Annotated in this window: 5 protein-coding genes; 4 read left to right on the top strand and 1 reads right to left on the bottom strand. The window is 61.9% G+C overall.

Features of this window, described 5'->3' with window-relative positions; all coding sequences use genetic code 11:
- The first annotated feature begins 216 nt into the window (after positions 1-216).
- From ACPGXI_RS13260 to zapE, 4 genes are all read left to right on the top strand, one after another.
- Positions 217-1407, top strand: a complete 1191-nt coding sequence (locus ACPGXI_RS13260; protein WP_526653590.1) for a tetratricopeptide repeat protein — start codon at positions 217-219, stop codon at positions 1405-1407.
- Between the two features lie 64 nt (positions 1408-1471).
- Positions 1472-2452: an asparagine synthase C-terminal domain-containing protein gene (locus ACPGXI_RS13255; RefSeq protein ID WP_526653588.1), complete on the top strand. Its 981-nt coding sequence runs from the start codon at positions 1472-1474 to the stop codon at positions 2450-2452.
- Entirely contained in the window at positions 2445-3230 is a 786-nt protein-coding gene (locus ACPGXI_RS13250) for a RibD family protein (protein ID WP_526653586.1), read from the top strand. Before ACPGXI_RS13255 ends, ACPGXI_RS13250 begins: the two co-directional genes overlap by 8 nt.
- Entirely contained in the window at positions 3223-4296 is a 1074-nt protein-coding gene (gene zapE / locus ACPGXI_RS13245) for a cell division protein ZapE (protein ID WP_526653584.1), read from the top strand. The genes ACPGXI_RS13250 and zapE overlap by 8 nt, the downstream gene beginning before the upstream one ends.
- On the opposite strand, the gene ACPGXI_RS13240 is transcribed toward zapE, so the two are convergent.
- A complete protein-coding gene (locus ACPGXI_RS13240; RefSeq protein WP_526653582.1) occupies positions 4272-4799 on the bottom strand; it encodes a GNAT family N-acetyltransferase in 528 nt (175 codons plus the stop codon). The two genes, zapE and ACPGXI_RS13240, sit on opposite strands and share 25 nt — an antisense overlap.
- Positions 4800-4940 lie beyond the last annotated feature (141 nt).

Genomic DNA, 4940 nt, shown 5'->3' with positions numbered 1-4940 from the left:
TTGCGGCCAGGCCCGGCGAGCAGCCCACCAACGCGACTGAGACCACGACGGACAGGCAGATCAACGGGAGCACCTGACGAAGCCGACGCATGGTGTCCACACTAGCGATCGCTGGTTGATCCCCCGTCCATCGACAGTCCCCGAAGGCGGGCTTGGTCTTAACTGTTTCCGGTATTGCCGACGAGGAGGGCCGGAGAGGGACGATACTGTGGATTTGTGGGCAGCCGGCCGTTAGACCTCGTGGCTGAACTCTCTGCAGCGTGGAACCTGCACAGTCCAACCGATACTGAACGATTGCTGGAGCAGTTGGTGCTCCGCATCGAGTCTGCTGATCTCGCGGCGCTCAGCGAAGTGATTCGCTCCGACGAATCTCTCCATCACATCGCATCGCGGCTCGTCTCCAAGTATTTCGTAGGCCGGGCGACGGCGGCCAAGGACGCGACGTGGATGGACGAAATCACGGCATGGTTGGCAACTCTGATCGATCGTGAGGATCGCTTTCTCATCGCGTCGTCAGACATCACCTGGGCACTGCGCCAATCACGGTGTTCGGTATTGAGCGTTCTACGGATGCCCAATGTCATGCAGCACATGGATAGCGAGCCGGTGCTGTTCCGAACCGAGATATGCGTTCTTCTGCAATCAGCTCGGTATGACTTCAATTTCGAGCTCATCGAGCAATTGCTGTCGGCGGCTGGCCGCTCGGTGACAGGAACTTCACTGTACTTCGCAGCGATGTTGCAGTTCAGCCGTATGGGGAGCGGCAAGCAGATTGACCGCGCGGCGATTGAGGGTCTGCTAAGCAGGACCGAATCGGAGAAGATTCTATCGTTACTGCTGCACGGGCTGTGGTTCACGAGTGGGTCCGATGAAGCGAATCTGATGATCCGAATTGCCGATCGGCTCATCCAGAGCAACCCGTACGACCCGGTCACGTTGATGCGCCAAGCCGCTGCGTACCGACGACTGGGCCTCTACGATGAAGCGGTCACCGCGATAAACCGGGCTACGGCGATATTGCCGCCCAACGAGGCTGAGATGCATGGCGATTTTAAGCTGGAGAGGGTGACGATAGCCATCCAGAAGGACGCCAGCGAGCGGCTCGAGAAGGCCATCGCTGATCAGGTCCATGATGCGAGCACCGCACTCAAAGTGCAGATTGACTCCATTGTGGCCGCAACCCGAAGTGAGCTCTCCGATTCAATGTTTAAGGTGGTAGAGATTCTTGGCATTTTCACTGCCATCATTGCGGTGATCGCGACGGTAGTGGCCAGTGCTGGCGCATCGGGGGTGCCATGGCCGGGGCGAATACTCGTAGTCCTAGCCGGCGGGTTGGTGGCATTGGGCTTTTTCGCCGTCCTGCGTTGGATCGTTCGGCCGCCCGCTTCGCCCCGCCGTGCGAAGTAGGTCGACAGTGGCTGATGTTCGCGAGATCCTACGACTCGAGGAGACAGGCGATCCGATTCAGTACGTGGCCGATGAACTCGGGAGCGATCTTCGAGCGTCGGTTGACGAACCGCTGTCCGATATGGTCTTGGCCTCGGACGTCCTCATTCAACTGATAGAGCGCCGCATCCGCTTGGTGCACTCCGTCGGAGGTGACGCTCCGCTTGGGCTGATGTTGTCAGGCGGGGTCGATTCGATTCTGGTGGCCGCGTGCGCTGTGAGAGTGGGGTTTGGACCGTCGGCAGTGACCGTCGTGACGGCCGGGCCTGGCGGGGCAAGAATCGCGTCCGACGACGAGCGAGCGTCAGTCGTGGCGGCCCACTTGGGTATTGGCCACAAGCTCGTTCGAATGTTGCCGGAGGAGGTACTGGCCACTGCGAAGGAATCCGTGCGGCGGCTGGGCGTATCCGAGATGTGGGAAGTCACTTCGGCGATCCCCCTTCTGAGTGCCATGCGAATGCTGGATCAAATGGGGGCAGCGGGACCGGCGCTCGCCGGTTCGGGTGCGGATGCGTTGTTCCTCGGCGGATATCGGCTCGCCGCGTCGCCGACATCTCCCGAGGCGGTCCATGAACTCCGCAATCGTATCCTGACGGGTGTCCGCAGGCAGTTCATCCGCGACCGTTTGGTGCCGGACTATGATGAACGCCTGCTTGGTCAAGCTGCCAACAGGTTCGTACGGATTTTTCAGACCCGATCGTTTTGGGAGTTTGCGCAGTCCATTCATCCGTCGCTGCTCTGGCGTCAGGGTCCAGATGGGAAGCTGTACGACAAGTTTCTGCTGAGGTTCACTGCCGAAAGGTTGGGGATTCCGGCCCCATTGGTATTCACCGAGAAATCGCCGATACAGATGTCGTCTGGCACGGTGGCTGCTTTGTTGCATTGCGCGCGCGAAGATCTCGCGCAGCACCCAGCCAACCGCAGCTACGCCGACCCCATGATTGAGCCCACCGAGCACACGGCGGTTCGGTTGTTCCTAGACCGATTGGCACAAGCCGGTGAATGAGAGGGAATTGTTGGCGAGTTATCGCTGGCCGTCCTCGGACCAGCCACATACGCGAGCCAATATGGTGACCTCGCTCGACGGATCGCAGTCGCTCGGTGGTTCGTCGGGGAAATTGTCCAGCGATCTCGACTTCAAACTCCTTCATCATCTGCGGGCGGGCGCCGATGTAGTGCTGGTCGGCTCTACGACAGCGGTTAGGGAGAAGTACACGGGCATCTTCGTAGGTCAGGAGACAGTCACCCGACGAGTGTCGAACGGAAAGGCGCCCTATCCGACATTGGCTGTACTGAGCCGCAACGGCGTATTGCCGGCTGACAGCTTGTTCTTCGAAAAGACGCCGTTGCCTACTCTCGTTCTCGTGACGGCGGCGTCGGATGACGAGCTGCAGCAGTGCAAGCAGCGGGCAGAGTCGATCGGGACTCGCCGATGCCGAGTCATCGATGCCCGCGGGCTCAATGGTGGCTTCGGCTCGGCGATTGAACTACTCCACTCGATGGGAGCCATGCATGTGCTGTGCGAGGGCGGCCCAACGGTAATCAATGGGCTGGCAGTTGAGAATCTGATCGACGAGTTATGTTTGACGATCTCCCCACTGTTCGTCGGCGGTGAAAATGTTCGTAATCCGGTCATCGGCGCCGACGGTTTTGAGGCTACGTTCGCGTCGGCCGTTGGCGGGTTGGCTTTTACGCGTTGGCGCCGGATTGCCGGCACGCGCGATGGCCCTGAACAAGCAGAATTCCGAACTTTTGCGTCGATTTCGAGCTCACCCGATGGATGATCGTGCAGCCTTGTCTTCAGCAGGCTTCAGGCCTGTCGGGCATCTGGTCGATCGTCATCCCAGCGTCACGCCCGAGCGACTGATCGCTCAGCTGATCCCGCCACCGACCTTCGCGGCGGTCAGCTTCGACACCTACAAGCCCGATCCGGGCCACCCGTCGCAGGCCGAGGCGGTAGCCCTTTGCCGGGGATTCTGCGAGCAGGCGGTGCAGCGGCGGGCGGGCAAGAAGAAGCTGTTCGGCAAGCGCCAGGTGCTGCCGGGTGTGGGCGTGTACCTCGATGGCGGATTCGGTGTCGGCAAGACACATCTGCTGGCGTCGTCGTATTACGCGGTTCAGGAAACCCCCGAGCTCAAAAGGGCGTTCGCCACCTTCGGCGAGCTCACCCAACTGGCGGGAGTGTTCGGGTTCGTCGAGTGCATCGAACTGCTCTCGGACTACGTTCTGGTCTGCATCGACGAGTTCGAACTCGATGACCCCGGTAACACGACCCTGATCTCGCGGCTGCTGTCACAGTTGGTCGAGCGCGGGGTCTCGGTCGCCGCCACGTCCAACACGCTGCCTGAGCAACTGGGTGAAGGTCGCTTCGCCGCACAGGACTTCCTCCGCGAGATCCACACATTGGCCGCGATGTTCACCACGGTGCGGATTGAGGGACCCGATTACCGTCACCGTGACCTGCCGCCCGCGCCGACGCCGCCGAGCGATGCCGAAGTCGCTGAACGCGCCGCTGCTGTTCCGGGCGCGACGCTGGACGACTTCGACGCGTTGTGCGCGCACCTGGCGACCATGCATCCGTCTCGCTATCTGACATTGATCGAAGGGGTTGCCGAGGTGTTCCTCACTGCGGTTCGCCCCATCGACGACCAGGCGGTGGCGCTGCGGTTGGTTTCGCTGACCGACCGGCTCTACGACGCCGGTATCCCGGTAGTGGCCTCGGGGGCCCCGCTGGACACCATCTTCAGCGATGAGATGCTGGCCGGCGGTTTCCGCAAGAAATACCTGCGGGCGACCTCGCGGCTACTGGCGTTGACCGCCGCCGGTCAGGCCGGGCGCACTAGCACGTAGTCGTGCTCGAGGTGGGTGCCTATCCGGAAGGTCTTGGTGCCGGTGATGGTGAAGCCGTGTTTGGCGTAGAAGCGCTGTGCGCGCAGGTTCTGCTGGTTGACCCCCAGCCATACGCAGGCTGCCTCCAGCTTGGTGGCGTGGCGCAGCGCGGCCGACATCAACGCCGCGGAAGCCCCGCCACCGTGGGCTTCGGGCAGCACGTACATCTTCGATAGCTCCACGGCCGGGCGAATAACCACGGCGCGCGCGACGTCGACATCGGGAACACCCCGAATGATCATGGCGTAGCCGATGATTCGCCCATCCTCGACCGCCGCGAGCACGCTGCGGTCGGGGTCTTTCACGTAGTCGCAGAACCGCGAGGATGACAGATTCGCGGCAACGAAGTCCGCGACATCCCGCGGGTGGGCCGACGGGGGGCAGGCTAACGGAAACGTGCGTGCCGCGACCTCGGCGAGTTCGGTAAGCCGAGCCGGATCGGCCGCCTCGATGTGCGTGGTCACCGACGCTCCCTCAGAAGTGGTTGAGTTGGGGCAGAGCGGATTCAGCCTCGGGGCCGCCGACGCGCCGGCCGCTGGAGCCTAGGACGCGGTGACAGAGGATCACCGTGGTCAGCGTCGTGACTCTGCCAGACCAGCACCAAC

It is taken from the genome of Mycobacterium sp. (assembly GCF_049608025.1).
GTDB lineage: Bacteria > Actinomycetota > Actinomycetes > Mycobacteriales > Mycobacteriaceae > Mycobacterium.
This window is presented reverse-complemented; position numbering and strand designations above follow the sequence as displayed.

Bases quoted from the DNA above. Each gene is read 5' to 3' on its own strand.
- zapE (WP_526653584.1), top strand. From the start codon at position 3,223: ATGGATGATCGTGCAGCCTTGTCTTCAGCAGGCTTCAGGCCTGTCGGG.